General features: G+C 43.9%; 6 protein-coding genes. 2 read left to right on the top strand and 4 right to left on the bottom strand.

What is annotated here, in order from left to right:
• The first annotated feature begins 315 nt into the window (after positions 1-315).
• Together RMO27_RS15880 and RMO27_RS15875 are read left to right on the top strand one after the other, a co-directional pair.
• Positions 316-2,085: an ATP-binding protein gene (locus RMO27_RS15880; RefSeq protein WP_309734222.1), complete on the top strand. Its 1,770-nt coding sequence runs from the start codon at positions 316-318 to the stop codon at positions 2,083-2,085.
• 50 nt (positions 2,086-2,135) lie between these two features.
• Entirely contained in the window at positions 2,136-2,699 is a 564-nt protein-coding gene (locus tag RMO27_RS15875; RefSeq protein ID WP_309734220.1) for a Uma2 family endonuclease, read from the top strand.
• Positions 2,700-2,789: 90 nt separating this feature from the next.
• Here the strand turns inward: RMO27_RS15875 and RMO27_RS15870 are convergent, their stop codons facing one another.
• The 4 genes from RMO27_RS15870 to RMO27_RS15855 form a co-directional block, all read right to left on the bottom strand.
• Positions 2,790-3,146: a type II toxin-antitoxin system PemK/MazF family toxin gene (locus tag RMO27_RS15870; protein WP_396133730.1), complete on the bottom strand. Its 357-nt coding sequence runs from the start codon at positions 3,144-3,146 to the stop codon at positions 2,790-2,792.
• Positions 3,146-3,394, bottom strand: a complete 249-nt coding sequence (locus RMO27_RS15865; RefSeq protein ID WP_396133729.1) for a hypothetical protein — start codon at positions 3,392-3,394, stop codon at positions 3,146-3,148. Before RMO27_RS15865 ends, RMO27_RS15870 begins: the two co-directional genes overlap by 1 nt.
• Positions 3,395-3,461: 67 nt before the next feature.
• Positions 3,462-5,060, bottom strand: a complete 1,599-nt coding sequence (locus RMO27_RS15860) for an N-6 DNA methylase (protein WP_309734213.1) — start codon at positions 5,058-5,060, stop codon at positions 3,462-3,464.
• Positions 5,061-5,066: 6 nt separating this feature from the next.
• Positions 5,067-5,663 carry a restriction endonuclease gene (locus tag RMO27_RS15855; RefSeq protein ID WP_396133728.1) on the bottom strand — a complete coding sequence of 199 codons (597 nt, stop codon included), beginning with the start codon at positions 5,661-5,663 and terminating at the stop codon, positions 5,067-5,069.
• Between the last annotated feature and the right edge of the window lies 1 nt (position 5,664).

The following is a 5,664-nucleotide window of genomic DNA, read 5'->3' as shown; positions in this document are numbered from 1 at the left end:
ATCACGCGGAGGTTTCCTCCGCATGTGTTTGGGTCAAGACGCGTCCCGCCTCCTCAACGGGGGGACTGGGGGTCGGAGCGATGCGCGCTCGTTGGGTTCCCCAACGGTTTAGCGCATCAAGACAACCCCCAGATCCGGGTTCTGCCCACACCAAAAGAAATTGCATCGTACAAGTATCGATCGCCTACCGATTCGATCGCCTACCGATTTGATCGAGCAAGTAGCACTCACATATCTAAAGCCTAAAACCTAAAGCCTAAAGCCTAAACCCTAACGTTAGAATTAATGGTATCGAGCTAGATCGCGAGGTTGCCAATGATTGCTACTAACCGTAAAACTGACAGCTCCGATGATGTCGAACCTTCAGGTTGTAGGATTTTAATCATCGATGATGCCGAAACCGATCGAGTCACTTATCGGCGGTATTTAGAGGCGTCACCCACCTTTGAGTGCAACCCGATCGAATTCGCCCTCGGTGAGGATGCGCTGGCTTGGTGTGAGACAAATTCCCCCGATCTGATTTTGCTCGACTACTTATTGCCCGATACAGATGGGCTGCAATTTTTACAGGATTTGACCGCGCAGATGGGAACGCTACCACCAGTGGTGATGTTGACAGGGCAAGGTAGCGAAGCAGTGGCGGTGGAGGCGATGAAACACGGCGTCAGAGACTATCTCGTCAAAGGACAGCTCACTCCACAGCGATTGATTAACGCTGTCACCAATGCCTTGAAGGAACAGCGGTTGCAAGCACAGATCGCGCGGCAGGAGCGGCAGCGACAATTGGTCGCGAGTATCATGCTCAAGATCGGGCACTCGATCGAGTTGGCTCAAATCCTCCAAGCGGGTGTTGATGGCGCGCGCGAACTCCTCGACTGCGATCGGATGGTGGTCTATAAATTAAGTCCCGATCTGAGTGGGACGGTTGTTGCCGAGTCCGTGCTAACGCAGTGGACGCCAGCACTGGGAAGGACGATCAAGGAAAACTGCTTTCAGGGCGAGCGATCTGACGCGATCGCCAAATACCTCAACGGACACCAGCTCATCCTCACCAATATCCACACTGCCGACCTCAGCCCCTGCTATGTCGAGATGCTGGAGCAATTTCAGGTCAAGGCATTATTAGTCGTACCGATCCTCTTTCGCAATGTCCCGCCAGCCACTGCACCCATCGTCTGGGGTTTGGCGATCGCCCACAACTGCAAAACCCCACGAGTATGGCGACCTGACGAGCAAAATTTACTCTTAGAAATCTCCGTCCAAATGGCGATCGCCATTCAACAAACCGAACTAGTCGTAGATCTCCAGCAAACATTAGCGCAGCAACAGGTGATCGAACAACAATTACGCGATCGGGTCATCGAAATCGAACAAACCAATTTGCGGCTCTCGGTTGCTACTAATTTATTAGAAAAACGCAATCAAGAACTCGATGAATTTGCCTGTATTGCCTCCCACGATTTGCAAGCTCCATTGCGCGGCATCGCCAATCTCACCGACTGGTTGGCCAAAGATCTCGGCGACCAACTCCCCGCTGAAAATCAACAGCAAATCGACCTGATCCAATCGCGGATCTTACAAATGAGCACGTTAATTAATGGGTTGCTTCAGTATGCTCGCGTGGGTCGCCAACAAGTCGATGCAATGACGGTAAATGTCGGTAAAATAGTAGCAGAAGTTGTCGAAACGATCGATCCACCGCATGAGTTTCGGATCAAGTTTGCCGAAAATCTGCCGACGCTACGGACGCAAGTTTTGTTGTTAAAACAGGTGTTTGTCAATCTGATTGGCAATGCGATTAAATATCACGATCGCCCCAATGGGACTGTGGAAATTCTAGCCACCGAACGCGATTATTTCTGGCAATTTACAGTCGTTGATGATGGCCCTGGCATTGCCGCCGAACATCACAAAAAGATCTTTGGGATTTTTCAAACATTAATGGTGCGATCGGATAACAACAGTTCTGGCGTTGGCCTCGCGATCGTCCAAAAGATCGTCGAAAGCCAAGGGGGTGTCGTCTGGGTGGATTCAGATTTAGGTCGGGGCTGTGATTTTTCGTTTACATGGCCAAAAGTGATTTAATCAGTGTTTCTGTTAGAGTTAGGATACGTCAACTTTTGAGAGGTTAAATGATGACGATCGCCACCTATAAGTGGACGATCGATCGCTACCATCAAGCGATCGATTCCGGTATTTTTGATGGCCAAAATCTCGAATTATTGCGGGGAGATCTGATTCTCATGCCACCAGAAGGCGAACCCCATGTTTATTTTAGCGATCGTGCTGCCCAGATCCTCCGCAGTCTCTTACTAGGGCAAGCTCAAGTCCGCGAAGGTCGTCCCGTCACGTTGCCCAATGGTTCCGAGCCACAGCCAGATCTAGCAATCGTCCAACCGCTCGATACTGTCTACCTAGAGCATCATCCCTATCCCGAAAATATCTTGTTGCTAATTGAGTATTCCTTTAGCACCCTCAAATACGATCTCGGCGACAAACAGATCGTCTACGCACAGTCGGAGATTCCCGAATATTGGGTGGTAAATCTTCAGGATTTGCAGCTCACTGTTTTTCAAGATCCTTCACCATTGGGTTATCGGACTGTCACCAATCTTCAGGATGGTAAAGTTTCACCTTTAGCCTTTCCAAATCTCTCGATCGAGGTGCGACGGTTATTTGAAGTTAATCGATCGTCATGACTAATTATCAACGTCGTTCGATCGTTTAACTCCTCACAGATGCGAGCTAATCGATCGAAAATGGTAAACCTGATGCTTTCATTTCTACATTTATGACTCGTAGCCTAATGTTAGTAGTACCACTTCTTCCAATTGGGCAATTATTTCGGGACTCAGTTGCCCCAATAGACGAATCAACCGATTTTTGTCCAGCACTCTAATCTGAAAACATAGGGCAACAGAATCTTGGGTAAGTCCACCATTACCTTGTTCGATCGATAAGCAGATCGGCAGAGCAGCGCGACGTTGATTGGTCGTTAGGGGAATAGCAATGGTCGTAGTTGAGAACTGGGAAACAATATCATTTTGGAAAATGATGACAGGGCGAATGCCTGCTTGTTCTGAGCCTTGAGTTGGATTTAGATCGGATAACCAGATCTCACCTCGTTTGAGCGGATTTGTCACGATTAGTCTTCCTGCTGGAGCATCACTGCATAGTCACCCATACCTGCCTCTGCAAGATCGCGATCTTCTTCCGCAAACTCTGCAAACAACGCAGCCAGTTGGGTTGGATCTGGGATTTCTCGATGATGAAGCTGACTACGAAACTTCAAGAAGGCAATAAAATCAGCCACTTGTTGGAGTTGGTTGTCAGTAAGTCCATCTAGGTCTTGCTTGAGGGCTTCTGTGCTTACAGGCATAGTCAGAAAAAACATTCAGTGTCTTCTATATTTTATGAGATTGCCAGCGTCATTTGCTCGTTTAAGTCCTCAAAGAGGCGAGCTAATCGATCGATGTGCAACAATTGTTTGAAGTTAATCGATCGTCATGACTAATCGCCAACATTGTTCGATCGTTTAATTGCTCTGCTAATCCAAATTCTAACTGACTATTAGAACTTATCTGGATAGCTTCAGCCCATTGCCGATAATTTTCTAAAGCTCCCAGTTCTTTTGCCACAGCTTTCAGGGACAACCGCCTAAGGATATCTATTGTAACTGGTCTTTTTTCATCCCAAAAAATCATAGAGTCAAGAAACTCTAACGAAGGATTAGAGGTGACTAATCTAAAAATAAATTTGGCTTCTTCCTCAGTTTCAAAAGACAAGAAATTCACAGTGTCGTCAAACATTACCGATTTACCATCCAAGGGTTTAATCAGACAAAAATTTAGTCTCTTGTAAAGCCCAGAGATCGCTATTTTCCAATTCTTGAAAGAATATGAGCCAACACCAAAGATAGAATATAGTGGCTTGTTTCTGTAGATAGAACTCTTTCTGTTTTTTAAATATCCCTCATGATCGAGTAGGTATTTCCATGTTTGAGGTGCTCTATTTTGAATAATATTTGTATCTTCACCAACCGACTTTTGCGTAATCAATATAAGCTTTCGATAATCAAGAGTTCTGCTATTACCAATATCAGAACTCTTTAAAAGAGGATACAAATAATTTTCCTCTAAAGCATACTGTATTCCCAATCCATTTTGAAATACATTATCTTGAATACGCTCTAGCTCCATAACTTTAGCGCAATCATGTTTGATTCCAGACCGCCATGAATATTGTAGATCTTGGCCTGCTAAATGTCTCCACTTCTGATATTTAGCTGTGTCTCTGACGATTAATCCATCTCTAGATCCAATTAAATATGATGCCTTTTCAGATTTAAGATTTTCAAAAACTTCATAATCTTCATTGCTATCGGCAGTAGTAGAAAGAATACAAAGACAAGCCTCTATTGATGCTCCAAAATAAGCTTTTGCATCGATCGAATAGATACAGCCAGAAAACCTGTTTCCCGATCTTTTCTTTACTTGACGTATAACCTTGCGGGCGACGGAATATTTACACAGTATTGCTATAGTGCCTTCTCTGTTTGATAACCATTCAACATATTGCAAGAACATCCACTCAGAAATATCAAAATTCCCTGAGCCAGTAATAGCTTCAATACCTCGCCTATTCTGGAAATTTGACTTTAAAGGAATATTTTGACTATTCATAATACTCAGTTCACTGCTTGTAACCCAAGGAGGATTACCAACTATCAGAATATCACCAGGCAGATTAGCAAGAAGAGTTGTCCAATCGGTATCAAAGAAGTCTGATTTATAGATAGTTGCATTCTCTGAATTCAGATACTCAGCTACAGATAGATTTGCTTCTTCAACATATTGTTCATTTATATCTAAGCCTATTACTCTTGAATGGGTGAATTCATTGAGTGAAGCTCTGACAAACGATCCCTTTCCACAGCTTGGCTCTAAAATCACTTTTGGGTATATTTTATGGTTGAGCTTGAGAGTTTTAACTACCTCCAGTGCAAGTCGATCGGGAGTTTGGAAATCACCAAATTGCCACTTGTCTACAGATTTTACCATTGTTATTTATCGAACCCTAAATATTCCTGAAATACTGCCAGCTTGCTGAATAACTCGGCTGTATTGCAATCTCCATTGCAGCGCATTTGAGATTGTCAGATAACCTTGATTCGGGGGTGACTCTAATATTTTTTCAGCTAACTGATTTGAGCCAATTTCATCAACTGGCAAATTCCTTTCCATTATAAAAGCAATAATGTCGTCCTTGTTGCCTTCTCGATTCAAAATATCTATAATACCTTTAGTTGTCTGAAAATCTGCTGTTCTGCTTCTATCAACAAAAATAGTATGCTGCATATCTAATCTTCCAGTTCTATTTTCAGAATCATCATATTTGTCATAAACAAAAACTAGAAGATGGTATCCCAGACCAAATACTTTTTGAGTTGCCGATCTGAAAGGACAAGAAGATTGTGGTTGCTTGATACTTGTTACTTTAATGTCAACTTCAAGTGCGGGAAGGTCAATCCCTGATGCTGAATTTCCTTGTTGAAAACTGTAGTTTCTAGCCAGGTAAGCTGTGAATTTGTGTTCGAGATATGTTCCGATCGCTTTTCCGTCTGTGACTCCATAAAGTGCAGGTTCATCGAACAGAGATTCTATA

The sequence above is a fragment of the Chamaesiphon sp. OTE_75_metabat_556 genome, assembly GCF_031378165.1.
GTDB lineage: Bacteria > Cyanobacteriota > Cyanobacteriia > Cyanobacteriales > Chamaesiphonaceae > Chamaesiphon.
This window is presented reverse-complemented; position numbering and strand designations above follow the sequence as displayed.